Genomic DNA, 24,495 nt, shown 5'->3' with positions numbered 1-24,495 from the left:
CCCGAGGGCCCCGCCACCACCGGTGACGGAGCCCTCCAGCTCATACAGCCCCAGCCACAGCCACAACTGCGGCCGCAGCCTCTACCTACTTCTTCTTGCGCTTCTCCCGCACCCGCACCGAGATCGAGATCGGCGTCCCGACGAAGCCGAACTCCTCCCGCAGACGACGCTCGATGAAGCGCCGGTACCCCGCCTCCAGGAAGCCCGAGGCGAACAGCACGAAGCGCGGCGGACGGATGCCCGCCTGGGTCCCGAACAGGATGCGCGGCTGCTTGCCGCCGCGGATCGGGTGCGGGTGGGCGGCGACCAGCTCGCCGAGGAAGGCGTTCAGGCGCGCGGTGGTGATGCGGGTCTCCCAGCCCTCCAGCGCGGTCTCGATCGCCGGGACGAGCTTCTCCATGTGCCGGCCGGTCTTGGCCGAGACGTTGACGCGCGGGGCCCACTGCACCTGGACGAGGTCGCGCTCGATCTCGCGCTCCAGGTAGTAGCGGCGCTCCTCGTCGAGCTGGTCCCACTTGTTGTAGGCGACGACGACGGCGCGCCCGGCCTCGACGGCCATCGAGATGATCCGGGTGTCCTGCTCGGCCAGGGTCTCGCTGGCGTCGATCAGGACGACGGCGACCTCGGCCTTCTCCAGCGCGGCGGAGGTGCGCAGCGAGGCGTAGAAGTCGGCGCCGGCGGTCAGGTGGACCCGGCGGCGGATACCGGCGGTGTCCACGAACTTCCAGGTCTTGCCGCCGAGTTCGATCATCTCGTCGACCGGGTCACGGGTGGTGCCGGCCAGCTCGTTGACGACCACCCGCTCCTCGCCGGCGACCTTGTTCAGCAGGCTGGACTTGCCGACGTTGGGCCGGCCGATCAGCGCGATCCGGCGCGGGCCGCCGGGGGCGGCGTCGCCGAAGGTCTGCGGCGGGGCCTCGGGCAGCGCGTCCATGACGGCGTCCAGCAAGTCGCCGGAGCCGCGGCCGTGCAGGGCGGAGACGGGGAACGGCTCGCCCAGGCCGAGCGACCACAGGTAGGCGGCCTCGGCCTCGGTGGACGGGCCGTCGACCTTGTTGGCGCACAGGACGGTCGGCTTGCCGGCCCGGCGGATGAGCTTGATCAGGGCCTCGTCGGTGTCGGTGGCGCCGACGGTGGCGTCCACGACGAACAGGACCGCGTCGGCCTGCTCGATGCCCAGCTCGGCCTGCGCGGCGACCATGGCGTCGATGCCGAGGACGTCGATCTCCCAGCCGCCGGTGTCGACCACCTTGAAGCGGCGGCCGTTCCAGCTGGCCTCGTAGGTGACCCGGTCGCGGGTGACGCCCGGCTTGTCCTCGACGACGGCCTCACGGCGGCCGATGATGCGGTTCACCAGGGTCGACTTGCCGACGTTCGGGCGGCCGACGACGGCCAGCACCGGCAGTCGGACGTGCTCGGCGCCGTCCTCGCCGTCGAAGCCGTCGAGGTCGAAGCCCTCCTCGGCCGCGAGGGCCAGGTACTCGGCGTAGTCGGCGGCGTCCAGCTCGCCGGGCCCGGCGGAGTGGTCTGCGGTCATGTTCGTCTGTTCCGTTTCCCGGCCCGGCCCTTCCCAGGGGCGTGCCGTGCGTACCTGCCCCGCTGGGGCAGCGCGATGGTTTCTTCCCGCGGCGCCTGACGGCCCGCGGTTCGTTCGATGGTCGGCCGGACCGGCCGACCGGACCCCGGAGTCGCCAGGACTCACGAGGGTCGATCGGTCAGACCGACGAAAGTCCTGCCCGCTCCTCCACCAGCGCGGTGATCCGGCCGATCACCTGCTCCAGGGTGAGCTCGCTGGTGTCCACCAGCACCGCGTCCGCGGCCTGGGCCAGCGGCGCCGTCTCCCGGGAGGAGTCGGCGGCGTCGCGGCGCGCGAGGTCGGCGGCCATCGCGGTGATGGTCGCCTCGTCCACGCCCTTGGCCCGCAGCTCGGCCGCCCGGCGCGCGGCCCGGGCCGCCTCGGAGGCGGTCAGGAACACCTTGACGGTGGCCCGCGGGAACACCACGGTCCCCATGTCCCGGCCCTCGGCGACGATGCCGCGCTCGGCGACCTCGGCGCAGCCGCGCTGCAGCTCCACGAGTCGGGCCCGCACCGCCGGCACCGCGGAGACGGCGCTGACGTGCGCCGTCACCTCGGGGCCCCGGATCGGGCCGGAGACGTCCTGACCGTCCACCGTGATGGTCGGCCCGTCGGCGTCCGTACCGGACACGATGACGGGCTTGCCGCACGCGACGGCCACCGCCTCCGGGTCGTCGACGTCCACGTCGTTGGCCAGCATCCACCAGGTCATCGCCCGGTACATGGCGCCGGTGTCCAGGAAGCTCAGGCCCAGCCGGGCGGCGACCGCCCGCGAGACGGTCGACTTGCCGGAGCCGGAGGGTCCGTCGATGGCGACGACGACCGGGGCGTGCGCTCGGTCGGCAGTGTCCACGGGGCCGAACCTCTCTCTGAGCATGCTGACGCATGGAAGCCGGCGCCTACGGGGGCGAGCGGCCGGGGATTTCTCCCTCAAGGTTAATGGACCGCCGCCGAACCCCGTCCCAGTCCGGTCACCACCCCAGCACCGAGGCGGTCACCACCCCATCCCGGGCAGCACGTCCGCCAGCTCGGGCCCACGCGCACCCTCGCAGCCGACGATGCCGTCACGCGGGTTCAGCATCCCGACGTGCCACGGGCCGTCGGCGTCGAACCGCACCACGCAGCCGATCCCGAACCGGATCAGGGCGGTCGGTCGCCCCATCTCCGCCCCGGTCATGGCGTCCACGGCCCGGATCCCGTCGGTGCTGAGCAACCGGGCGCCCTCGGCCCCGCTGACCTCCCGCACCCGCTCGACCGTCCACCCGGCCGGCAGCTGCGCGGCCGCCAGCGCCGCCTGCTCGGCCGCCGGGTCCACGGGCTCCCGGAGCACCTCCAGCACCGCGTTCCCGAGCCGGGGCCGCAGGTACCCGCCGTCCAGCTCGATCCCGAGCACCCCGCCGAGGAAGGCCATCGACCGCGTCCCGACCGGGGTCTGCCACTGGAACGGCACCTTGGACACGTGCGAGGGGAAGGCGTTCTCCTCGAACCGCACCCGTCCGTCCCGCCAGCGGAAGTCCGTGCGCGGCTGCGGCCCCGAGAGTCGCTGGGTGTGGGCGAAGAAGGCGGTGATCCAGCCGGAGACGAAGTCCCCGCCGGACTCGGACTCCCACTTGTACAGCGAGCGCCAGAAGCCCTCGTCCACCGGGCCGCCCGCCGCCGTCGCCGCGATCTCCGCCAACACAGGCCGCAGCCCGTCGAACCACGGCACCAGCGGCTCGAACCGCTCCGCGAGCTCGCCGACCCGCCGGGCCAGCAGCGCCCAGTCCCCGGCGGTGCCCTCCAGCCGGATCCGCGGGATGCCGCACATCGTGATCCAGAGGAACTCGTAGTACGGGCTGACCACGTCCATCAGCGCGACCAGCACCGAGGAGACGTCGTCCGGCGTGGTGGTCGAGAACGACGGCCGGAAGAGCTCCACCAGCTCCGGCCCGATCTCCGCCGCCAGCGGCTCCCGGACCAGCCGGATCGACCGGGCCCAGTCCGCGTCTGCGTCCAGCAGGCTGTCGTCCCTGACCTGGACGGTCCGCTTCCCGCCGCCGGGGGTGGCGTTGAACAGCCCCTCGTACCGCTCCGCGTTCAGCCGTACGTGTACCGCGACCTCGTGCACCACCGCGTACCAGAGCACGTCCGGCGACAGGCTCAGCGGCAGGTGCTCGGCGAAGGCGGTGTGCGCGGCGCGCAGCAGCAGGCTCCAGGTCGGCTCCGGCTGCTTCGCCCGCGGCTCGTACGTCTTCGGCGCCGCCGTCAGCGTCCCCGTACTGCGGTGGAGCACGCTGAACTCCCCGCCGACCACGGCCGCCAGGAAGCCGTCGTTCCCGACCGTCTCCAGCCGCGCCGCGTCGCCCGGCTGCTGCCCGTCCCCGAGCGCGACATCGATGATCGTCATAGCCCACCCCGTCTCTCCAGCACCGCGTGCCCCAGCCGGGGCCGCAGGAAGTCACCGTCCCACTCGATCCCGAGCACCCCGCCGACGAGGAGCATCGGCCGCTCGACGCCCAGGAGGTCCCAGACGAACGGCACCGCGGACAGGTGCGAGGGGAAGTCGTTCACCGCGAAGGCGTCCGGGTGGTACGAGGTGCCCGCCGCCTCCCGCCAGCCGAAGGTCTGCCGCAGCCGGGGGCCGTCCGGGGTCTGGGTGTGGGCGAAGAATGCGGTGAGCCAGCCGGTCACCAGTGGGCCGCCGGACACCGACTCCCACTTGTACAGCGAGCGCCAGAAGCCCTCGTCCACCGGGCCGCCCGCCGCCGTCGCCGCGATCTCCGCCAACACCGGGCGCAGGCCGTCGAACCACGGCACCAGCCAGTCGAAGCGCTCCGCCAGCACGTCCACCCGGTCCGCGAGCAGTGCCCAGTCCCCGGCGGTGCCCTCCAGCCGGATCCGCGGGATGCCGCAGCGGGTCTCCCAGCGGAAGTCGTAGTAGGGGCTGACCACGTCCATCAGCGCGACCAGGGCCGAGGCCTCGTCGTCCGGCGTGGTCGTGGAGAAGGCCGGCCGGAACAGCTCGACCAGCTCCGCCCCGAGGGCCGCCGTCAGTGGCTCCCGGACCAGCCGGACCGACCGCGCCCAGTCGGCGTCCCCGCCCACCGGCGAGCCGCCCGGCACCAGCGAGTCGTCCCGCACGACGAGCGCCCGCGAGCGGTCCGCCGCGCCGAACAGCGCCCGGTAGCGCGGCGGGTACATCCGTACGTGCACCGCGACCTCGTGCACCACCGCGTACCAGAGCACGTCCGGCGACAGGCTCAGCGGCAGGTGGTCGGCGAAGGCCGCGTGGGCGGCGCGCAGCAGCAGGCTCCAGGTCGGCTCGGGCTCGGCGGACTCCGGGTCGAAGAACTCCGCCCGGACCGGCTGCGGCCGGGGCCGCTCGACCATCGCCGCCACACTGCGGTGGCGGACCAGGAAGTCCCCGCCCACCACCGCCCGCAGGAAGCGCTCGTTCCCGAGGTCCACCGGCTCGCCCGCGAACCCGTGCCGGGTCTCCCCCAGCGGCAACTCGATGATCACGCCCGCTCCCCCTCCCCGCCTGCTCCCCGCACCGTCTGCTCCCCCGCACCACCCCGACCCGGGCGCCGCCCCGACCGGACACAGCCCGGACCGACCCGGACACCGCCCGGGAGCGTCAGTCCCGGACGCTCCACCCACCCGCGCGCAGCGCCGCCGTGAGCCGCTTGACCGCCATCGGCGCCACCGACAGCTGGACAAAGCCGACCTGCTGCCCGTCCGAGTGCTCGATCAGGACGTCCTCGATGTTGACCCCGGCCTCGCCGACCTCCCCGAACAGCCGGCCCAGCTCGCCCGGCTGGTCGCCGAGGACGACCGCGACGGTCTCGTACCGGGTGGGCGGAGCGCCGTGCTTGCCCGGGATCCGGGCCTGGCCGGTGTTGCCGCGCCGCATCACCGCCTCGATGCCCTCGGCACCGGCGCGGCGCGTGCCCGCCTCCTCGGCCGCCAGGGCGCGCAGCGCGGTGACGGTCTCGCCGAGGTCGTTGGCGACCTCCGCGAGCACGTCGGCGACCGCGCCCGCGTTGGCGGACAGGATGTCGACCCACATCCCCGGGTTCGAGGCGGCGATCCGGGTCACGTCGCGCACGCCCTGGCCGGAGAGCCTTATGGCCGTCTCGTCGGCGTGCTCCAGCCGGGCCGCGACCAGCGAGGAGACCAGCTGCGGGGCGTGCGAGACCAGGGCCACGGCCCGGTCGTGGGCCTCGGCGTCCATCACGATCGGCACCGCGCCGCACAGCGCGACCAGCTCCAGCGCGGCATTGAGCGTGTCGGTGTCGGTGTCGGCGGTCGGGGTGAGCACCCAGGGGCGGCCCTCGAACAGGTCGGCGCGGGCGGCCAGCGGGCCGGAGCGCTCGCGGCCGGCCATCGGGTGGCTGCCGATGTAGTGGACGGTGTCCAGGCCCAGCGCGGCGATCTCGCTGCCCGGACCGGACTTCACGCTGGCCACGTCGGTGTACCAGTGCGCCAGGTTGCGGCGCTGGCAGTCCGCGAGGACCTTGCCGACCAGGGCCGGCGGGACGGCGATGATCGCCAGGTCGACCGGGCCCTCGGCCGGCTCGGTGGTGCCGGCGCCGAGCGACTCGGCGGTGCGGGCGGCGTCCGGGTCCGCGTCCTCCAGATGGACGGTCAGCCCGCGTGCGGCCAGGGCCAGGGCTGCGGAGGTGCCGATCAGTCCGGTGCCGACGACGACGGCAGTGCGCATGGCGGGTGGCTCTCCTCGATCACGGTTTCTCGACGGGACGGGTTCACACGGGCGGTGCTCGACGAACGGGTGCTGCGCAACGACGGGTGTTGCACAACGGCGGACGGTGCGCAACGACGGACGGTGCTCGACCTCGGGCGGTGCTCAGCGGGTGCCGGAGGGCGCGACGAAGCGCCGGAGCCGACCGGGCGCGCCCGCGCCCCATCCTCCCACCCGACGACCCCCGCCGACCCCCGACCCCGCCAACGGCCACGCCCCGGCAACCAAAGCCCCCACCGACCGCCACGCCCCGGCAACCAACACACCCCGCGCCCGGCACCCCGGCACCCCGGCACCCCGGCACCCCGCCAACCGCCACACCCCGGCAACCGACGCGCCCCGCACCCCGTCCCACCCAGTGCACACGCCGTGCCCCGGGAAATCCGGCGACGCCCGGCCCCCGGCGGGGCAGACTGGCCGCCCGGGGGACAGACGGGGCGAGCCGCGGCACACCGGACGGCCGGCCGGCAGGACGACCGGACGCGAACGAAGGGGATGCGCATGGACGATCAGCACAGCAGCCACACCGGGCCGTCGAAACGGCCGGCCACCGTACCGGCCCACCCGTCCGTCCTGGACGCCGTCGTGGTGTACGCCGAGGGCGCGGTGTGCCGGCGCCGGGCCACCGTTCCGGTCCCCCCGGGCGGTCGGCTGCGGCTGACCGGCCTGCCCGACTCGCTGCGCGCCGATTCGCTGCGTGCCCGGGTGCTCTCCGGCCCGGCCGGCGCCACGGTGGTCGAGGCCCGCCTCGAAACCCTCGCCGAACTCCACGAGCCCGGTGAACTCACGCAGCTGCAGCGCGAGTTGGACGAGGCCTCGGAACGCCAGGGCGCCCTGACCGAGCGCCACCGGCTGGTCCTGGCCGCGATCGCCGAGACCGCCGCGCTGCGCGCCGTCCCGCCCCAGCGCCGCCCCGACGAGCCGCTGCGCCGCACCCCGGCGGACGCCTGGCTGGAGCTCGCCGACTTCGTCGACGACCGGCTGGCCCGGCTCCAGGAGCGCTCCGAGCAGCTCACCCGGGAGATCGAACTCGCAGACCACGAGCGCCAGTTGGCCGCCGACCGACTGGACCGGGCATCCACCGCCGACCGCACCGAGCCGGTCGGCACCACCGAAACCGTCCTGCTCACCCTCACCACCGGCGCAAGCATCCCAGCCCCCGAAACCTCCCCCGAACCCGACACCCCCACCCCTGAAACCACCCCCGCCCCCGCTCCCGACCGGATCGAACTGGAGCTGGAGTACGGCGTCCCCACCGCCCGCTGGGTCCCCGCCTACCGCCTCAGCCACCGCACCGGCGCCGACACCGCCCACCTGGTCCTGCGCGCCGCCGTCGCCCAGCACACCGGCGAGGACTGGACGGGCGTCCGGCTGGCCCTGTCCACCGCCGACCTCGACCGCCGCACCGACCTCCCACGCCTCGCCTCCCTGCGGATCGGCCGCAGCCAGCCCGCCCCGCCGCCCTCCGGCTGGCGCGAGCCCCCGGCCGGCCTGTCCGACCTCTTCACCGGCTACGACACGGCCACGGCCGACCGCCCCGACCGCCGTCCCCGCCGCCGCAACGTCCCGCTCCCGGTCCCACCCGGCACACCCAAGCCCGGCCCGCGCTTCTCCGCCCGGGTCGGCGGCGCCCGCCCGGCCGGCCCCCGCGCCGAGTTCCTCGCGGACGAGGCGGCGCCCTCCGGCCCGTCCGGCGGCGGCATGCTCAGCGTCCCGGAGCCGCCCCCCGCCCCGGCGCTTTCCACACCCAGCGCCCCCGTACCCCCCGCCCCCGTGGCGCCGGGCTTCGCCGGCTACGGCGCCCCGCCCGCCCCCGGCGCCCCCGGCGCCGCGGCCCCCGCCGCCGCCCCGATGCCGCAGGCCTTCGGCGGCGCCCCGCCGGCCGAGGCCCGCCGCGGCGGCCGCCGCCGCGGCGCGACCCCGCCGCCCGCCACCGGCTTCGTCCCGGCGGCCGACCTGCTCGACTACCCCGACCTCCAGCTGGCCGGCCCCGACGCCCCCGCCGACCGCCGCGGCACCCTGCGCCCGGCCCCGGCCCGGCTGGAGCACGACACCCGACAGCGGATCCACCCGGGCACCCGCCTGACCGGCCTCGCCCTCCCCCGCCACGCCGTCCCGCCCCGCGTCTCGGCCGGCTCCTTCGACCACCGCTTCGACGCCGCCGCCCGCGCCGACGTCCCCTCCGACGGCACCTGGCACACCGTCACGGTGGACGAGATCCCGCTCTCCGTCAGCCCCGAGTACGTCACCGTCCCGGCCGTCGAGGAGAAGGTGTACGCGACCCTGGTGCTCGCCAACCGCACCGACCGCGCCGTCCTGGCCGGCCCGGTCGAGGTCACCGTGGACGACGAGTTCCTGCTCACCGCCGCCCTGCCGACCCTCGCCCCGGGCGGCACCCGGAGCCTGGGCATCGGCGTCACCGAGAGCGTCGAGGTGGCGCGCCGCACCGAGCTGCGCGAGTCCGCCACCGGCATGCTGAAAGGCAACAGCACCGTGCTCGACCACCGGGTGCACGTCCAACTGGCGAACCGGCTCGGCCGCCCCGTCACGGTCGAGGTGCGCGAGCGCGTGCCGGTCGCCTCGGACGCCGAGATCCGGATCGAGGAGCGCGCGGACTGGCAGGCCCCGGCCGTCCCCGCCCCGGAGTACCCGGCCGGCACCCGGCTCTGGCGGGTCGAGCTGGCGCCGGGTGGCCGCACCGAGCTGGACGGCGGCTACCAGATCAAGATCCCGGCCGGAAAGGCCATCGTCGGCGGAAACCGGAGGAACTGACAGATGACCGAAGAGACCGTTCCCCTCCCCGTCCCTCCTCCCGTTCCCGTCCCTCCTCCCGTTCCCGTTTCTCCCCCCGCCCCCGTTCCTCTCCCCCTCCCCGTCACCGCCGTCACCTGCCTGGAGGACCGCGCCCAGGTCGAGCGCTCGGTGACCGTCCACCTCACCGCGGGCGTCCAGCGGCTGCGGCTGGGCCCGCTCACGGCCCTCGCCGTGGACCGCACCCTGCGCGCCGAGTCCGCCACTCCCGGCACCCGGGTGCTGGAGGCCCGGCTGGTGCGCTCCTGGTCCCCGCGCGCGCCGCTGCCGCCCGGCCCGGCGGACTCCGCGCTGCGCCACCGGCTGCACGGGCTGGAGGCCGAGTACCGCCTCGCCGACCAGACCCGCGCCCGGCTGGAGGCCCGGCTCGCCCTGCTCGCCCAGCTGACCGCGGACCTGCTGCGCGAGGTCGGCGAGGGCGCCGGCGTCGGCGAGATCGAGCGCACCCGCTGGGCCCGCGAGCTGGACCGGGTGGACGCCGAGCGCGAGCGCCACGGCGAGGAGCTGCGCGCGACCCGGTCCCGGCTGCGCCGCCTGGACCAGGAGCGCTCCCAGGCCCTGCTGGCCCTGGACGAGGCCGAGGAGGAGCCCGCCGAGCTGCACGCCCACCTGGAGCTCACGGTCGAGGCCGAACACCCCGGCCCGGCCGAGCTGACCGTCCACCACCTGGTGCCCTGTGCGCTGTGGCGCCCGTCGTACCGCGCCACCCTGGACGCCGGCAGCCTGCGCCTGGAGTCGGAGGCGGTGGTCTGGCAGCGCACCGGCGAGGACTGGACCGGCGCCCGGCTGACCTTCTCCACCGCCCGCTCCGCCCTGGCCACCGACCCGCCGGCGCTCACCGAGGACCGGCTGGTCCTGCGCGAACGCACCGACGAGGAGCGCCGCACGGTCGAGGTCGAGCTGCGCGAGGAGGAGGTCAGCACCCTGGGCCCGGACGCCGCCGTCCCCGGCCTGGACGACGGCGGCGAGGTCCGGGTGCTGCCCGCCCCCGCGCCGGCCACCGTCCCCTCCGACGGCCGCGCCCACCGGGTCCCGCTGGGCGCCTTCACCGGCCCGGCGAGCAGCGAGTTCGCCTGCGCCCCGGAGCTGTCCCCGCTGGTCACCCGGGTGGTCCGGTTCCGCAACGCGGCCGGGCACCCGCTGCTGGCCGGCCCGGTCGAGCTGGTCCGCGGCAGCGGCTTCACCGGCCGCGGCGAGCTGCGCTTCACTGCCGCCGGCGCCGACGCCGAGCTGTCCTTCGGCAGTACGGACGGCTACCGGGTGGTCCGCGAGACCGAGGAGCGCAGCGGCACCACCGCCCTGAGCGGCCGCCGGACCACCACCCGGACCGTCCGGCTGCACCTGTCCCGCTTCTCCGGCCCGGAGGAGCACGACGAGCAGCTGGTCACGGTCCGCGAGCGGGTGCCGGTCTCCGAGGTCGCCGAGGTCGAGGTGCGGCTGCGCAAGGAGGAGTGCTCCCCGGCGCCGGACGCCTTCGACACCGAGGGCATCGTCCGCTGGGACGTCCCGCTCGGCCCGGGCGCCCGCCGCAGCCTCACCCTGGTGTACGAGGTGTCCGCCGCCGCCAAGGTGGCCGGGCTGTGACGCCGGAGCCCCGTGACGGCCGCTCAGAACCGGAAAGCGGGTAGAAAAGGAACATGATCCTCCATCTCGCCCCCCTGGACGACTGGCTGTCCGACCCCGGCCGCCCGTACACCACCGCGTCGCTGCTCACCGACGGGTTCATCCACTGCTCGGCGGACGAGCAGACGGCGCTCGCGGTGGCCAACACCTTCTTCGCCGACACCCCGGACCCGCTGATGGTGCTGCTGATCGACGAGGCACTGGTGGAGCCGATGGTCAAGTGGGAGGCCCCGCACGGCGCCCCACCGCCCGGCGCCACCCCCGGCGTGCTGTTCCCGCACATCTACGGGCGGCTGAACCGCTCCGCCGTGGTCGGCCTGGAGAAGGTCGAGCGTGGCCCGGACGGCCGCTGGGCCTCGCTCAGCCCGTGGAGCTGAGGGACCGACCGGAGCCCGTCACCCGGTCGACAGCCACCCCGGCTCACAGCCACCCCCGCTCCCGGGCCGCCATACCGGCCTGGAAGCGGGTGGTGGCGCCCAGCGAGCGCATCAGGGCCTGCAACCGCCGCTGGGTGGTCCGGGCGCTCCAGCCCAGCGAGCGGGCGATCGACTCGTCGGTCAGCCCGGCGGCCAGCAGCCCCAGCAGCTTGCGGTGGTCGGCGTCCGGCTCCGGCGAGGCGTCCCCGGTGCCGATCGCGGCCTGCAACTGCACGGCCCGCTCCCACTCGGCCTCGAACAGCGTGTCCAGTGCCTGGAGCAGCGCCGAGGGGTGGATCACGTAGGCCGCGTCCAGCACGCTGTCACCGACGCTGATCGGGATGATCGCCATCCGGTCGTCCGAGATGATCATCTTCATCGGCAGCGTCGGCCGCACCCGCGCCTCCTCGCCGTCCGCGACGCCGACCAGGATATTCCGCTCCAGGCGGCCGGGCCAGGCCACCGCCTCCCGGTCGTAGATCGTCCGGAACCGCAGGCCCTCCCGCAGCCGCCGCCGCTGCAACGGCATCGCCGAAACCGGGTCCTGGATGTACGGCGGGCGGTCGAAGCCGCGGACCTGGTACTGGCTGGTCCCGGTGATGTGCTCCAGCCGCTGGGCGATCGCCTCACCGCCGGTCAGCACCTCCACCGAGTGCGCCGGGTCGGTGTACCGCGAGGCCTCCCGGAAGGCGTCCATCAGCCGGTGCATCTCGGCCCGGGCGCTGCGCAGTTCGGACTCCCGGTGGCCGATCAGGGTCCCTATCGCCACGTCCGGGGCGACCGGCAGGTAGCGCTCCCGGTCCACCGGGGCCCGGGTGGCCATCCCCTGCTGCGCCAACCGGTCCAGCGCCCGCACGCCCTGCTGGACCGTCAGGCCGCAGCTCTCGGCCAGCTCCGCCGCCGTGGACTGCGGGTTGGCGACCAGTGCCGCGTACACCTGCCCGTCCGGCTCGGCCAGTCCCAACGGGCCGAGCGCGTGTCCGGCGGACCGCCCCAGTGCTGCATCGGACACGACGCCGTCTCCCCCTGTTCGCTCCGGAACACCCCTGCGGCGCCCGTGCTGGCGCAGTCCCGCCACGCGGCGGGGCCGTGCTCCGGTGGCCATCCTCGGCCACGGATCATGGCGCTGACAAGGCCGTGACCAGCGGTTGCGTCCCGGCTCACACACACGCCGGAGGGCCCCCCGCCACCACGGGCGGGGGACCCTCCGACGAACAGCGGCCGTCCGGCCCGGGTCCTACAGGCCGACCTCGCGCATCAGCTGGCCGACCTCGGGGTTGGTCAGGCGGCGCAGCCAACCCGACTTCTGGTCGCCCAGGGCGATCGGACCGAAGTGGGTGCGCACCAGCTTCTCGACCGGGAAGCCGACCTCGGCCAGCATCCGGCGGACGATGTGCTTGCGACCCTCGTGCAGGGTCACCTCGACCAGGTAGTTCTTGCCGACGTTGGAGACCACCTTGAAGCTGTCGGCGCGGGCGTAGCCGTCCTCCAGCTCCACGCCCTTGGCCAGCTGCTTGCCCAGGTCACGCGGGATCGGGCCCTGGATGGCGGCCAGGTAGGTCTTGGTCACGCCGTACTTCGGGTGGGTGAGGCGGTGGGCCAGCTCGCCGTGGTTGGTGAGCAGGATGATGCCCTCGGTCTCGGTGTCCAGCCGGCCGACGTGGAACAGCCGGGTCTCCCGGTTGGTCACGTAGTCGCCCAGGCACTGGCGGCCGTCCGGGTCCTCCATGGTGGAGACCACGCCGGCCGGCTTGTTGAGCGCGAAGAACAGGTAGGACTGGGTGGCGACGGTCAGGCCGTCGACCTTGATCTCGTCCTTCTCCGGGTCGACCCGCTTGCCCTGCTCGGTGACCTGCTTGCCGTTGACCGCGACCCGACCCTGCTCGATCAGCTCCTCGCAGGCGCGCCGGCTGCCGACGCCGGCCCGGGCCAGCACCTTCTGCAGGCGCTCGCCCTCGGGCTCGCCGAAGGTCTTGGGCAGCTTGACGGCCGGCTTGTCGTGCCGGGCCAGCACGGCGTCCTCGATCTTGGCCTGGAGCTCGCGCGAGCGCTGCGGCTGGCGGCGCGGGTCGCCCGGGGCGCCCTGGCCCTCCCGGCGCGGGCGCGGGGCCGGGCCGGGACGCCGGCCGGTGAAGCCGCCGCGGGCCGGGGTGGCGTTCGGGCCGCCACCGAACTCGGGGCGGTCGTACCTGCGCTCCTCGGGCCGCAGCGGGCGGTCCGGGAAGCGGCGGTCGTCGCGCCGGTCGTCCCGACGGCCGCCGTCGCGCCCGTACGAACCGCCGCGCGAGCCCGAGCCGGAACCCGAGCCGCCGCCGTACGAACCGCCGCGCGAGCCGGAGCCCGAGCCGCCGCCGTAGGAGCCACCGCGCGAACCCGAACCCGAGCCCCCGCCGTACGAACCGCCACCGTACGAGCCACCGCCGTACGAGCCGCCGCGCGAACCCGAGCCCGAACCCGAGCCCGACCCGCCGCGACCGCCGCCGCTGCCGCCGCCGTAGGAGCCGCCCCGACCCCCGCCCTGTCCGCCGCGACCGCTACCGCCGCCGCTGCCGTTCCTGCCGTTGCCACTGCTACGCATCAAAGTGTCCGTACGTCGTTCCGTCTGGGATGTGCGGTCGTCTCGGCCGACCTCACCTCCCCCTACCGATCAGGCGTTGCCCGATCGGCCTCGCCACTGCCGTCCGCGGCCTGCGCGGCAGCGGCGGAGACCGCCTCCGCGATCATCGTGCCCTCCAGGGACTCCGCTTCCACGTCGTCGACCTCGGGCAGGAAGGGAGCAAGCTCCGGCAGCTCGTCCAAGCCGCGGAGCCCCATCCGTTCCAGGAAGTAGTTCGTCGTCCGATACAGGATCGCACCTGTTTCGGGCTCGGATCCGGCCTCTTCCACCAGTCCTCGCTGTACCAGGGTACGCATCACGCCGTCACAGTTCACACCGCGGACGGCGGAAACCCGCGATCTGGACACCGGCTGCCGGTAGGCGACCACCGCCAGGGTCTCCAGCGCGGCCTGGGTGAGCCGGGCCTGCTGGCCGTCCAGCAGGAAGCGGTCGACCGCCTCGGAGCAGGTCTCCCGGCTGTAGAACCGCCAGCCGCCGGCCACCAGCCGCAGGTCGAAGCCGCGCCCCTGGGCGGTGTACTCGGCGGCCAGGCCGCGCAGTGCCGCGGCCACCTCGGCCCGCGACCGCTCCAGCACCCCGGCCAGCCGCTCCTCGCCGACCGGCTCGTCGACGACCATCAGGATCGCCTCCAGCTCGGCCCGCAGCCCCGGCCCGACCGGCCCGGGCCCGAGCGGATCCGCCCCGACCGAATCAGCCGCAACCGAATCCGCCCCGGCCGCATCCGTTCCGACCGAATCCGGCGCACCGGAAGTCGACGGGGCCGACTTCTGGTGCACCACCCGGGGCTCGCCGTCCCCCGGCTCCGGAGCAACCACCGGAGCAGCTACCGGCGCCACCACCGGCTCCGGCAGCAGTACGAAGGCCGGCTCCAGCCACTCCTCCGCCCGCGGCTGCCCCGGCAGCCCGAGCGGGCGCCGCACCGGCCGCCCGCCGTCCTTCCCGCCGTCCTGCCCGCCGCTCATCGCCGCCCGTCCTCCTCCTCGGCCCGCTCCGCACCGCCGGCGGGCCGGTCGAACTCGTCCGTCACCTCGACCGGGCCCCGGCCCTCCTCGGCCACCCAGCGCACCCGCAGCTCCCCGAGCGCCTCCGGCTGCTCGAAGTCCAGCGCCCGCTCCCGGTACAGCTCCAGCAGCGCCAGGAACCGGGCGACCACCACCAGGGTGTCCGGCGCGTCCGCGACCAGCTGCTGGAAGGAGGCCTCGCCGAGCTCGGTGAGCAGCCCGACCACCAGCGCGGCCTGCTCGCGCACGCTGACCGGCGGGGTGTGGATGTGGTCCACGTACACCACCGGTTTCGGCTTGGGCTCCATCGCCTTGGCCGCCAGCTGGGCGAGCCGCTCCGCGCCGACGGTGATGACCACCTCGGGCAGCAGCTCCGCGTGCCGGGGCTCCAGCCCGACGGTCCGGGGGCGGCGCAGCAGCTCGGCCGCCCAGCGCTCGCCGAACACGGCCGCCGCCCGCTTGTACGCCCGGTACTGCAACAGCCGCGCGAACAGCAGGTCACGTGCCTCCAGCAGGGCCAGGTCCGCCTCGTCCTCGACCTCGGCCACCGGCAGCAGCCGGGCGGCCTTGAGGTCGAGCAGGGTGGCGGCCACCACCAGGAACTCGGTCGCCGCGTCCAGGTCCCAGTCCGGGCCCATCGCCCGGATGTGCGCCAGGAACTCGTCCGTCACGGTGGCCAGTGCCACCTCGGTGACGTCCAGCTTGTGCTTGGCGATCAGGCCGAGCAGCAGGTCGAAGGGGCCCTCGAAGTTGTCCAGCCGCACCCGGAAGCCGCCCCGGGACTCCTCCTCGGTGGCGTTCACGGCGCTGGCGGCTGGTTCGACGGTGCTCGGCATGGCGGTCCATCTTCACCCGCCCGCACCGGCCGTCCGGCCACGGGGCCCACCGACACGCCGCCGACACGCCGACGACCGGCCCGCCACGGACCGGCGGCACGCCGCCGCGGCGCCCAGCGGACGGGCCCTAGCGGCCGCGCAGCCGCCGGACCAGGATCGAGGCCTCACCGCGCTGCTCCAGGTCCGCCAGGACGACCGCGATGGCCTCCCGGACGATCCGCCCGCGGTCCACGGCCAGGCCGTGCTCGCCGCGCAGCACCAGCCGGGTGTGCTCCAGGTCCATGAGCTCCTCGGCGGACACGTACACGGTGATCTTCTCGTCGTGCCGCTCACGCCCGCTCGGGCGGCGCGGCGCCCGGCCGCGCGGCCGGGCGCGTCCGGCGGCGCCGGCCTGCTCCTCGGCGGCGCCGGCGTGGGAGCGGCCCGCCGGTGCGGGCGCGGTGCCGCGGCCGCCGGGCGCGGTGGCCGCGGCCGGTGCGGCGCCCTGGCCCCCGGCGGCCCGCTGGACGGGCGGCTGGCCGGGCGGCGGCACCGCGGCGGCGGGCTGCTGCTCCTGGGGCGCCTGCCGGTCGTCCTGGGGCCCCTGGGCGGCCTCGGGGCCCTCGGTGCCGTTGACGGGCCGCGCGGTCTCCGGTCTGGATGCCTCGGCGGCCGGACGCGGGGCGAGGGACGGCGACAGCGCCATCCCGCCGGTGGTCCGGAACAGCTCGTCGGCACCCGGGAGACTCACTCGGCGGGGCGGCACCGGTCGAGCACCTCCCTGGCGAGCTGGCGGTAGGCGGCGGCCCCGACCGAGTTGGTGGCGTAGGTCGTGATCGGCTCGCCGGCGACGGTGGTCTCCGGGAAGCGCACGGTCCGCCCGATGACGGTGTGGAAGACGTGCTCGCCGAACGCCTCGACGACCCGCGCCAGCACCTCGCGGCTGTGCACGGTGCGCGAGTCGTACATGGTCGCGAGGATGCCGTCCAGGCGCAGCTCGGGGTTGAGCCGCTCGCACACCTTCTCGATGGTCTCGGTCAGCAGCGCGACGCCGCGCAGTGCGAAGAACTCGCACTCCAGCGGGACGATGACGCTGTGAGCGGCCGTCAGCGCATTGACCGTCAGCAGGCCCAGCGAGGGCTGGCAGTCGATGATGACGTAGTCGTAGTCCGGCAGCAGCGGCTTGAGGGCGCGCGCCAGCGCGGACTCCCGGGCCACCTCGCTGACCAGCTGCACCTCGGCGGCGGAGAGGTCGATGTTGGAGGGCAGCAGGTCCATGCCCGGGACGGCGGTCTTGAGCAGCACCTCATCGGCCGTCAGGCCCCGCTCCATGAGCAGGTTGTAGACGGTGACGTCGAGCTCCATCGGGTTGACGCCGAGGCCGACCGAGAGCGCGCCCTGCGGGTCGAAGTCGACGAGCAGCACCCGGCGGCCGTACTCGGCCAGCGCCGCGCCCAGGTTGATGGTCGACGTGGTCTTGCCGACGCCGCCCTTCTGGTTGCACATGGCGATGATCTGGGCGGGGCCGTGCTCGGCGACCGGCGCGGGGATCGGGAAGTACGGCAGCGGACGGCCGGTCGGGCCGACCCGCTCGCGGCGCTGGCGCGCGGCGTCGGGGGCCAGCGTGGCGGCGTACTCCGGGTCCGGCTCGTACTCGGCGTCCGGGTCGTCGTAGGCGCCGTAGGCGAACTCGCCGTAGGCCAGGCCGTAGGCCGCCAAGTCGGCGTCGTGATCGGTCACCGTGGTCACCTGTGCTGTGTTCTGGCGTGCTTCGAAGGTGCGGAGTGCGACCGAGCCGACCTCGGCCGAGCCCACGGATGCCTGCCGGGCCCCGGGCTCCTCACTCGGCTGGCCGGCGGTGAGCTCCGCCAGTCCTGGCTGACCACCCCCGGGAGCAATTGTCGACTCATTCACAAGTCGTCTTACCTCCTTGGGGATCCAGGACTCTATGTCGATTCGTCAGCGTGGCAGCATGCCGACGGTTTGCGACTCTAGGCCGTTCAAGGCGTTCGCAGCAACACAATCCACGGTAGTGGGCACGATGTGTCGACTATCGGGCGGGCTGCTGTCAAGGGATGAGCAGGCCCATGACCCTAACGTTTCTGCGGGACGCCGAGGGTCGGGTGACACCACCGACGGAAATTGACGACAGAGCGACCCACCCGGTCCACCCGCTGTTCACGGGCACGCGGAAGCCCCCGACCCGAGGGCATCGGGTCGGGGGCGAACGACCGCCGCGCGGTCAGGGGGTTCAGGCGAGCACGGTCTCCAGCGTGACCGACTCCAGGCCGAAGGCCTCGGCCACGGCCGGGAAGGTGATCTGGCCCTCGTGGACGTTCAGACCCTTGGCGAGCGCCGCGTCACGGCGCAGCGCCTCCTTCCAGCCCCGGTTGGCCAGCTCCAGCACGTACGGCAGGGTGGCGTTGGTCAGCGCGTAGGTGGAGGTGTTCGGGACGGCGCCCGGCATGTTGGCCACGCAGTAGAAGACCGAGTTGTGGACCTGGAAGGTCGGCTCGTCGTGCGTGGTCGGGCGCGAGTCCTCGAAGCAGCCGCCCTGGTCGATGGCGATGTCGACGAGCACGGAGCCCGGCTTCATCCGGGAGACCAGCTCGTTGGTGACCAGCTTCGGGGCCTTGGCGCCCGGGATCAGCACGGCGCCGATGACCAGGTCGGCGTCCAGGACGGCCTTCTCCAGCTCGAAGGAGTTGGACATGATGGCCTTGATCTTGGTGCCGAAGATCCGGTCGGCCTCGCGCAGCTTGTTGATGTCGCGGTCCAGCAGGGTCACGTCGTAGCCCATGCCGATGGCGATGGTGGCCGCGTGCCAGCCGGAGACGCCACCGCCGATGACGACGGCCTTGGCCGGGTGGGTGCCGGGCACGCCGCCGGGCAGCACGCCGCGGCCGCCGGCCGGGCGCATCAGGTGGTACGAGCCGACCTGCGGGGCCAGCCGGCCCGCGACCTCGGACATCGGGGCGAGCAGCGGCAGCGCGCCGTTGCCCAGCTGCACGGTCTCGTAGGCGATAGCGGTGGTGCCGGAGGCGACCAGCGCGTCGGTGCCGGCCCGGTCGGCCGCCAGGTGCAGGTACGTGAAGAGGGTCTGGCCCTTGCGCAGCCGGTGGTACTCGGAGGCGATGGGCTCCTTGACCTTCAGCAGCAGGTCGGCCGTGGCCCACACCTCGTCGGCGGTGGGGAGGATGGTGGCGCCGGCGGCCACGTACTCCTCGTTGGGGATCGAGGAGCCGAGACCGGCGTTGTCCTCGATGTAGACCTCGTGGCCGTTGCGGACCAGCTCATGCACGCCGGCGGGCGTGATGGCCACGCGGTACTCGTGGTTCTTGACCTCGCGGGGGATGCCGACCTTCACGACTGAACACGTCCTCTTGCCATGGGGGTCCCGACCGGAGAAGACCGGTGGGCGACGCGCACGTGGGGAAGCCTCCGGGCATGCCGGGGCAGGGGATCGCTGCGCGACTGAGTTCGAGTGTAATGAAGCCCAGGCGGCCTGTCAGCCTTCCAAATCGAATAATTTCGCCGAAGACATTGGCAGGTTCGTAGGCTTCCACTGGAACCTACCTGTCATAAGTGCCGTATCAGGGCACTTCCGACGATACCTCCGAAACCCCCCTCACCACCCGCCGTCGACGCGTTCCCGCAGGTCCGCGAGGGCCGTGCCGATCGCCTCCCGGCCGCGCTCGTCGCCGATCCGGCGCAGCACGGCCAGCGCGGCCCGGTACTCCCGGTCGGCCTCCTCGAAACGGCGCTGCGCGGTGTGCGCCTCGGCGACCCGGGCCAGCAGCCGGGCCTCGGCCGCGTGGTCGCCCAGCGACTGCCGCAGCCCGAGCGCCCGCCCGTACCAGTCGGCGGCGCGCACCGCGTCGCCGAGCGCCCGGTGGCAGCCCGCCGCGCCCTCCAGGGCCCGGGCGCAGAGCGGTTCGTCGGCGACCGCGCGGGCGTGCTCCAGGGCGGCCCGGTAGTGCCCGGCGGCCTGCTCCCAGCGGCCCGCCGAGGCCTGGAGGTCGCCCAGGTTGAGCAGCGCCGCCGAGGCCCGGCGGGGGCGCCCGTTGCGCTCGGCGACGGTGAGCACCAGCTCGTGCAGCCGGTAGAGGTCGGCGGGGGCGGCCGTACCGGTCAGCGGCAGTGCCCGCAGCAGCGCGGTGACCAGCCGGCCGGCCGAGCCGTCCAGGTCCCCCTGGCCGATCGCGTCGGCCACCGCGCCGAGCAGCAGCTCCCGCTCCCCCGACAGCCAGTCCCGGGCGTGCCCGGCCGAGTCCAGCCGCAGCGCGGCGGGCAGCGGGTCGGGGGCCGGACCGTCGGCCGGGTCCAGCAGGGCGCGGGCCGACTCGGTCAGCCGGACCAGCCGCTCCAGCAACCGGGCCCGGGCGAGCTCGGTCTCGGCGGGCCGGTCCTCCTGCTCCCGCAGCCGGACCAGCCGCTGGTAGAGCCGCCCGGGCACCCGGTAGCGCGGGGTGCCGTCGGCGGCCGACGCCTCCTCGCCGAGCAGCTCCAGCTCGGCCAGCGCAGCCAGCGTCGCAGCCGCCTCCGGCACCGGGCAGCCGACCAGGGCGGAGGCGGTGCGCGGGTCGGCGGTCTGCGCCGGGGCCAGCGTGAGGGTGCGCAGCATCCGCGCCTGGGCGGCCGGCAGCCCCCGGTAGAGCAGGGTGAAGGCGCCCAGCAGCGGGTCGTTGTCGGGGACGGGCACCGGCTCGGCGGGCGCGGGCCCGGGCTTGACCCAGGTCGACGGGTCGCCGGCCGGCTCGGGCCCGGCGACCGGCTCCGCGGCGCCGTCCTGCGCCGGGGCGCCCTCCTCCTTCTTCTCCGGTGCCGCGTCGGTCCCCGGCGTCCGGCCGGCCCTGGCGGTCTTCGCGCCCTTCGCGGCCTTCCCCGCCCGGCCGCGGCCGGCGCCCTTGGCGCCCGCGGCCTCCGACTCCTCCCCCACCGCCCGGGTGAGCTCGCGCACCGCGTCGGTGACCGCGATCTTCGGGTTGCCGCGCAGCCACCGGGCGATCAGCCGCAGCGCGGCCGGCCCGGCGGCGCAGGCCTCGGCGAGGTCGGCCGCGCCGACCGGGTCGCAGGAGACCCGGGTGCCGCCCACCAGGTCGGCCAGCAGCTCCCCGGAGGCCTGCCGGTCCAGCCCGCCGAGGATCACCGGGTCGATGTCCTCGATGCCGGTGAGCGGCCCGGCCGTGGTGGCGAGCACCAGGCAGCCGGGCTCGTCGGCGAGCAGCGGCCACAGCTGCCCGGCGTCCCGGACGTCGTCCAGCACCAGCAGCACCCGGCGTCCCGCCAGGGCCTCCCGCAGGGCCACGCCGCCCGGTTCGTCCCGCCCGTGCTCGACGACGCCGGGCAGCGGCACGGCGGCCTGCGGGTCGAGCTGCTCCAGCAGCAGCCGGGCGGCCCGGCCCGGCGGCACCCGCCCGCCGTCCGGGGCGGACAGCCGGGCGAACAGCACGCCGTCCGGGTAGTCGGCGGCGACGGTCCGGGCGAAGCGGGCGGCGAGCGCCGTGCGGCCCGAGCCGGGGCGCCCGGCCAGCACCAGGACGGGGCAGCGGCCGTTCACCCGGCGGGTCGCGGCCGCCCGCAGCGCGGCCAGTTCGGTGCGCCGCCCGGCGAACAGGGCGGGCCCGGCGGGCAGCCGGTCGAGCCCCGGAACGGCGCCGGCGGGCGCGTCGGGGCCGGGGTCCATCGTCGCCGTCTTCCTCGCCACCCGTGCCACTCCCGACGTCATCCCGCGCCCGGCGTCCGGCCGGTCGGCCCGCTGCGCTCGGCGGAGGCGGCCCGGGACGGGCGCCCTGTCTGCGAAGCGTAGTTCGACCGTCCGACTGATCGGAGGTGACATCCGGTCGTACGAACCGGCGAATCACCCCAAGGCATCAACCCCGCTGGTTCGCCCACGCCCCGAACGGGGCCGGCGCCCCGACGGGCGCTCAGGCCTCGAAGGGGCGGGCCGGCCACGGCGCGTCCGGGCGGCGCAGCCCGTCCAGGCCGTCCGGGGAGGTCAGCGCGGCGTGCACGGCGAGGACGCCGGTGACCAGGGTCGGGTTGTGCAGCAGCCCGGCCTGGACCAGCCGGATCAGCTCGGGCACCGGCACCCAGGCGACCTCGATCTCCTGCTCCTCGCCCTCGGCCTCGTACCGCTCGCCCTCGGCCTCGGCGAGGTCGGTGGCCAGGAACATCCGCAGCGCCTCGTCGGTGCCGCCCGGGGAGGTGTAGTAGTCGGCCAGGATCCGCCAGGTGTCGGCCCGGCAGTGCGCCTCCTCGTACAGCTCGCGCTGGGCGGCGTGCCACGGGTTCTCGCCGGGCACGTCGAGCAGGCCGGCCGGCAGCTCCCAGAGCCGCTGGCGGACGGGGTGGCGGTACTGCCGCAGCACCAGCACCCGCTGCTTGTCGTCCAGGGCCAGCACCGAGACCGAGCCGGGGTGGGTCTGGTAGTCGCGCCGGGACCAGTTGCCGTCGGGCATCCGGACCTCCTCGCTGCGCACGCCGGTGACCCGGCCCTGGAACGGCGTCGAGCTCGCCCGGACCTCCCACTCCTCGGCCGTGTCGGCGATCACCAGGTCGCTCCGCTCGTCCATCGCTCTCCCCTTTTCGTCAGTGCGACACAATCTAACGCCGAACGGCGGCCCCGCGGGAATCGCGGGGCCGCCGTCCGGTGAACCACCGAGGCCGAAGTGAGGAACTACTCGGAGGCCGCGGTCTTGATCTCGATGGCGGCCTTGACCAGGCCCGCGAACAGCGGGTGCGGGCGGGTCGGGCGGGACTTCAGCTCCGGGTGGGCCTGGGTGGCCACCAGGTACGGGTGCACCTCGCGCGGGTACTCGACGTACTCGACCAGGTCGCCCTTGGGCGAGAGGCCGGAGAACTGCAGGCCGGTCTTCTCCAGGTCCGCGCGGTAGGCGTTGTTGACCTCGTAGCGGTGGCGGTGGCGCTCCTCGACGTACGGCTCGCCGCCGTAGACCTCGCGGACGATCGAGCCCTCGGCGAGCTTGGCCGGGTAGAGGCCCAGGCGCATGGTGCCGCCCAGGTCGCCCTTGCCGTCGACGATCGCCAGCTGCTCGGCCATGGTGGAGACGACCGGGTGCTTGGCGGCGGCGTCGAACTCGGTGGAGTTGGCTTCGGGCAGGCCGGCCAGGTTGCGGGCGGCCTCGATGACCACGCACTGCAGGCCCAGGCACAGGCCCAGCAGCGGGACCTTGTTCTCGCGGGCGAAGGTGATGGCGCCGACCTTGCCGTTGACGCCGCGGTCGCCGAAGCCGCCGGGGATGCAGATCGCGTCGACGTCGCCGAGCTGCTCGCGGGCGCCCTCGGGGGTCTCGCAGTCGTCCGAGGTGACCCACTTGATCTCGACCCGGGCGTTGTTGGCGAAGCCGCCGGCGCGCAGCGCCTCGGTCACCGACAGGTAGGCGTCCGGCAGGTCGATGTACTTGCCGACCAGGGCGACCTTGACGATGTGCTGCGGCTCGTGGACGCGGCGCAGCAGGTCGTCCCAGGTGGTCCAGTCCACGTCGCGGAACGGCAGGTCCAGGCGGCGCACCACGTAGGCGTCCAGGCCCTCGCCGTGCAGCACCTTCGGGATGTCGTAGATCGACTTCGCGTCGATGGCCGCGACCACGGCCTCCTCGTCCACGTCGCACATCAGCGAGATCTTGCGCTTGATCGCCTGCGGGACCTCGCGGTCGGCGCGCAGCACGATCGCGTCCGGCTGGATGCCGATGTTGCGCAGCGCGGCGACGGAGTGCTGGGTGGGCTTGGTCTTGAGCTCGCCCGAGGGGCCGATGTACGGCAGCAGGGAGACGTGCACGAAGAACACGTTGTCCCGGCCGACCTCGTGGCGGACCTGGCGGACGGCCTCCAGGAACGGCAGCGACTCGATGTCGCCGACGGTGCCGCCGACCTCGGTGATCACGACGTCGACGTCCTCGGTCGCCATCCGGCGGATCCGGGACTTGATCTCGTTGGTGATGTGCGGGATGACCTGGACGGTGTCGCCCAGGTACTCGCCGCGGCGCTCCTTGGCGATGACCGTCGAGTACACCTGGCCGGTGGTGACGTTCGCCGAGCCGTGCAGGTTGGTGTCGAGGAACCGCTCGTAGTGGCCGATGTCCAGGTCGGTCTCGGCGCCGTCGTCGGTGACGAAGACCTCACCGTGCTGGAACGGGTTCATGGTGCCCGGGTCCACGTTGAGGTACGGGTCGAGCTTCTGCATCGTCACGCGCAGGCCGCGGGCCTTGAGCAGCGCGCCGAGGCTGGAGGCGGTCAGCCCCTTTCCGAGCGAAGAGGCGACACCCCCGGTGACGAAGAGGTGCTTGGTCGTCACGGCGCGGCCGTTCGCTGCCTTGCCGGAATGGGGCTGTGCCAAGAGGGGGCTCCCGTGGGTCGCGTGTCGAAAGTGACGTGGGCGGGAGGCTCGCGGCTCGCCGGGCGACGGGAGGCCGGCAGGTGCGCGGCGCTCGAAGGGTCGTCGGTTCGGCTGGTCCGGGGCGTTTGATCCCGCCGGTCCACGGGATACCAGGGTAACAGTGACCTGACCGGGACGCCTTTCGCCCCGCGCTCGGCACTCCGGGAGCGTGCGCCGGGCGCACCACCGGCGCACCATCCGCCGCACGCGTCACACCGGTCGCACCACCCACCGGACCGGGCCAGCCGGGGCGCTCCGACCGGGCCATGCCAGCCCGTCCGTTACGGCCACCCGGAGCTGATCCTTCCGGACCATCCTGCGCCGCGCCCCCGCGATGCACGGCATTTCCGCCGAATTGCGGCGCCACACGAGGCTGCGCCCGCGTGCTTCGCCCCTTTCGTCCGTCGTAAGCTGCACGAACGCATCGCGACAGCACGAGCACGCGGAGGGCGTGGGAGCGTCAGGACACTCCCGGTCCCCGATGCGCGACCGGACCT

Annotated in this window: 18 protein-coding genes; 3 read left to right on the top strand and 15 right to left on the bottom strand. The window is 74.6% G+C overall.

Translation table 11 applies throughout. The annotated features are described in order from the left end of the window. Nucleotides 1-85: 85 nt before the first annotated feature. The 5 genes from der to ACZ4W5_RS09400 form a co-directional block, all read right to left on the bottom strand. Nucleotides 86-1,537, bottom strand: a complete 1,452-nt coding sequence (gene der, locus ACZ4W5_RS09420; RefSeq protein WP_360238439.1) for a ribosome biogenesis GTPase Der — start codon at nt 1,535-1,537, stop codon at nt 86-88. 178 nt (nt 1,538-1,715) lie between these two features. Then, entirely contained in the window at nt 1,716-2,453 is a 738-nt protein-coding gene (cmk, locus tag ACZ4W5_RS09415; protein ID WP_402479601.1) for a (d)CMP kinase, read from the bottom strand. Nucleotides 2,454-2,570: 117 nt separating this feature from the next. Further along, complete coding sequence (locus tag ACZ4W5_RS09410) at nt 2,571-3,962, bottom strand: DUF4419 domain-containing protein (protein ID WP_465653719.1); 1,392 nt, start codon at nt 3,960-3,962, stop codon at nt 2,571-2,573. Next, nucleotides 3,959-5,077, bottom strand: a complete 1,119-nt coding sequence (locus ACZ4W5_RS09405) for a DUF4419 domain-containing protein (protein WP_465653718.1) — start codon at nt 5,075-5,077, stop codon at nt 3,959-3,961. Before ACZ4W5_RS09405 ends, ACZ4W5_RS09410 begins: the two co-directional genes overlap by 4 nt. 115 nt (nt 5,078-5,192) lie before the next feature. Beyond that, on the bottom strand, nt 5,193-6,278 hold the full coding sequence (locus tag ACZ4W5_RS09400; protein ID WP_402479606.1) for a prephenate dehydrogenase: 1,086 nt from the start codon (nt 6,276-6,278) through the stop codon (nt 5,193-5,195). A 540-nt stretch (nt 6,279-6,818) separates the two neighbouring features. Here ACZ4W5_RS09400 and ACZ4W5_RS09395 point away from each other — a divergent pair. From ACZ4W5_RS09395 to ACZ4W5_RS09385, 3 genes are read left to right on the top strand one after another with little or no spacing between them, the layout of a single operon-like run. Then, nucleotides 6,819-9,089, top strand: a complete 2,271-nt coding sequence (locus ACZ4W5_RS09395; protein ID WP_465653717.1) for a DUF4139 domain-containing protein — start codon at nt 6,819-6,821, stop codon at nt 9,087-9,089. 3 nt (nt 9,090-9,092) lie between these two features. Next, nucleotides 9,093-10,712: a DUF4139 domain-containing protein gene (locus ACZ4W5_RS09390; protein ID WP_465653716.1), complete on the top strand. Its 1,620-nt coding sequence runs from the start codon at nt 9,093-9,095 to the stop codon at nt 10,710-10,712. 53 nt (nt 10,713-10,765) lie between these two features. Beyond that, nucleotides 10,766-11,128 (top strand): DUF952 domain-containing protein, encoded by a 363-nt coding sequence (locus tag ACZ4W5_RS09385; protein WP_360238453.1) that lies wholly within the window; start codon nt 10,766-10,768, stop codon nt 11,126-11,128. Nucleotides 11,129-11,171: 43 nt separating this feature from the next. Here the strand turns inward: ACZ4W5_RS09385 and ACZ4W5_RS09380 are convergent, their stop codons facing one another. The 10 genes from ACZ4W5_RS09380 to ACZ4W5_RS09335 all read right to left on the bottom strand — a co-directional run bounded on the left by ACZ4W5_RS09380 (nt 11,172) and on the right by ACZ4W5_RS09335 (nt 23,959). Next, nucleotides 11,172-12,179, bottom strand: coding sequence for a helix-turn-helix domain-containing protein (locus tag ACZ4W5_RS09380; RefSeq protein WP_360238455.1), 1,008 nt, complete (start codon nt 12,177-12,179; stop codon nt 11,172-11,174). A gap of 225 nt (nt 12,180-12,404) precedes the next feature. Continuing rightward, the gene (locus tag ACZ4W5_RS09375; RefSeq protein ID WP_360238457.1) at nt 12,405-13,745 is read right to left on the bottom strand and encodes a pseudouridine synthase; all 1,341 of its coding nucleotides are present in this window, start codon (nt 13,743-13,745) and stop codon (nt 12,405-12,407) included. Between the two features lie 62 nt (nt 13,746-13,807). Beyond that, nucleotides 13,808-14,401: an SMC-Scp complex subunit ScpB gene (gene scpB / locus ACZ4W5_RS09370; RefSeq protein WP_465653779.1), complete on the bottom strand. Its 594-nt coding sequence runs from the start codon at nt 14,399-14,401 to the stop codon at nt 13,808-13,810. Nucleotides 14,402-14,742: 341 nt separating this feature from the next. Continuing rightward, nucleotides 14,743-15,621, bottom strand: coding sequence for a segregation and condensation protein A (locus ACZ4W5_RS09365; protein WP_465653715.1), 879 nt, complete (start codon nt 15,619-15,621; stop codon nt 14,743-14,745). Between the two features lie 127 nt (nt 15,622-15,748). Beyond that, the gene (locus tag ACZ4W5_RS09360; protein ID WP_465653714.1) at nt 15,749-16,351 is read right to left on the bottom strand and encodes a hypothetical protein; all 603 of its coding nucleotides are present in this window, start codon (nt 16,349-16,351) and stop codon (nt 15,749-15,751) included. Continuing rightward, nucleotides 16,348-17,415 carry a ParA family protein gene (locus ACZ4W5_RS09355; RefSeq protein WP_030245868.1) on the bottom strand — a complete coding sequence of 356 codons (1,068 nt, stop codon included), beginning with the start codon at nt 17,413-17,415 and terminating at the stop codon, nt 16,348-16,350. Before ACZ4W5_RS09355 ends, ACZ4W5_RS09360 begins: the two co-directional genes overlap by 4 nt. Nucleotides 17,416-17,851: 436 nt before the next feature. Next, nucleotides 17,852-18,967, bottom strand: coding sequence for an alanine dehydrogenase (gene ald / locus ACZ4W5_RS09350; protein ID WP_360238463.1), 1,116 nt, complete (start codon nt 18,965-18,967; stop codon nt 17,852-17,854). A gap of 261 nt (nt 18,968-19,228) precedes the next feature. After that, nucleotides 19,229-21,307 (bottom strand): tetratricopeptide repeat protein, encoded by a 2,079-nt coding sequence (locus ACZ4W5_RS09345; protein ID WP_465653713.1) that lies wholly within the window; start codon nt 21,305-21,307, stop codon nt 19,229-19,231. Nucleotides 21,308-21,527: 220 nt separating this feature from the next. Continuing rightward, nucleotides 21,528-22,175 (bottom strand): NUDIX domain-containing protein, encoded by a 648-nt coding sequence (locus tag ACZ4W5_RS09340; protein WP_465653712.1) that lies wholly within the window; start codon nt 22,173-22,175, stop codon nt 21,528-21,530. 104 nt (nt 22,176-22,279) lie between these two features. Further along, nucleotides 22,280-23,959, bottom strand: coding sequence for a CTP synthase (locus tag ACZ4W5_RS09335; protein ID WP_402479622.1), 1,680 nt, complete (start codon nt 23,957-23,959; stop codon nt 22,280-22,282). Between the last annotated feature and the right edge of the window lie 536 nt (nt 23,960-24,495).

It is taken from the genome of Kitasatospora sp. NPDC029367, assembly GCF_055569135.1.
This window is presented reverse-complemented; position numbering and strand designations above follow the sequence as displayed.

Excerpts from the sequence above, each read along its gene's own strand:
- der (WP_360238439.1), bottom strand. The coding sequence starts at position 1,537 with ATGACCGCAGACCACTCCGCCGGGCCCGGCGAGCTGGACGCCGCCGAC.
- cmk (WP_402479601.1), bottom strand. The coding sequence starts at position 2,453 with ATGCTCAGAGAGAGGTTCGGCCCCGTGGACACTGCCGACCGAGCGCAC.
- ACZ4W5_RS09410 (WP_465653719.1), bottom strand. The coding sequence starts at position 3,962 with ATGACGATCATCGATGTCGCGCTCGGGGACGGGCAGCAGCCGGGCGAC.
- ACZ4W5_RS09400 (WP_402479606.1), bottom strand. The coding sequence starts at position 6,278 with ATGCGCACTGCCGTCGTCGTCGGCACCGGACTGATCGGCACCTCCGCA.
- ACZ4W5_RS09395 (WP_465653717.1), top strand. The coding sequence starts at position 6,819 with ATGGACGATCAGCACAGCAGCCACACCGGGCCGTCGAAACGGCCGGCC.
- ACZ4W5_RS09390 (WP_465653716.1), top strand. The coding sequence starts at position 9,093 with ATGACCGAAGAGACCGTTCCCCTCCCCGTCCCTCCTCCCGTTCCCGTC.
- ACZ4W5_RS09385 (WP_360238453.1), top strand. The coding sequence starts at position 10,766 with ATGATCCTCCATCTCGCCCCCCTGGACGACTGGCTGTCCGACCCCGGC.
- ACZ4W5_RS09375 (WP_360238457.1), bottom strand. The coding sequence starts at position 13,745 with ATGCGTAGCAGTGGCAACGGCAGGAACGGCAGCGGCGGCGGTAGCGGT.
- scpB (WP_465653779.1), bottom strand. The coding sequence starts at position 14,401 with ATGGTCGTCGACGAGCCGGTCGGCGAGGAGCGGCTGGCCGGGGTGCTG.
- ACZ4W5_RS09365 (WP_465653715.1), bottom strand. The coding sequence starts at position 15,621 with ATGCCGAGCACCGTCGAACCAGCCGCCAGCGCCGTGAACGCCACCGAG.
- ACZ4W5_RS09340 (WP_465653712.1), bottom strand. The coding sequence starts at position 22,175 with ATGGACGAGCGGAGCGACCTGGTGATCGCCGACACGGCCGAGGAGTGG.